This window comes from Stutzerimonas stutzeri (assembly GCF_024448935.1).
Taxonomy (GTDB): domain Bacteria; phylum Pseudomonadota; class Gammaproteobacteria; order Pseudomonadales; family Pseudomonadaceae; genus Stutzerimonas; species Stutzerimonas stutzeri_AO.
The window spans coordinates 1-588 of record NZ_JAMOIE010000267.1 but is presented as its reverse complement, the minus strand read 5'-3'; the positions used below and the strand labels follow the sequence as shown (position 1 = coordinate 588).

1 protein-coding gene is annotated in these 588 nt (G+C 69.6%); it reads right to left on the bottom strand.

The window, feature by feature from the left end; genetic code table 11:
- Positions 1–588, bottom strand: a 588-nt coding sequence (locus NA637_RS25290) for a thiamine pyrophosphate-dependent enzyme (RefSeq protein ID WP_256075411.1), incomplete at both ends; no start/stop codon positions are given.

Sequence of the window (588 nt, the reverse complement as noted above, 5' to 3'; positions counted from 1 at the left end):
CGGCCGCAGCCGGGTCGGTGTGGGCGAGCACCCGGTAGCGCAGTTCGTTGTAGGCGTAATCCTTGAACGGGATGGTCGGCCGCGGCGAGTCGAGCCGGAACGGCCGCGCGCCGATGTCGCGCATCGCCGGATTGAAGCGGAACAGCGGCCAGTAGCCGCTGGCGGTGGCCAGATCCTGCTGGCGCATGCCGTAGCGCAGATCGAAGCCGTGCGCGATGCAGTGGCTGTAGGCGAGGATCAGCGACGGACCCGGATAGGCCTCGGCCTCGAGGAACGCGAGCAGCGTGTGCTGCGGGTTGGCGCCCATCGCCACCTGGGCGACATAGACGTTGCCGTAGGCAATCGCCTGCAGCGCCAAATCCTTGCGCGCGACGCGCTTGCCGGCGGCAGCGAACTTGGCCACTGCGCCGAGCGGCGTCGCCTTGGAGGCCTGGCCGCCGGTGTTGGAGTAGACCTCGGTGTCGAGCACCAGCAGGTTGACGTCGCGGCCGCTCGCCAGCACCTGATCGAGCCCGCCGTAGCCGATGTCGTAGGCCCAGCCGTCGCCGCCGACGATCCAGATGCTGCGCCGGACCAGATGGTCGGCGA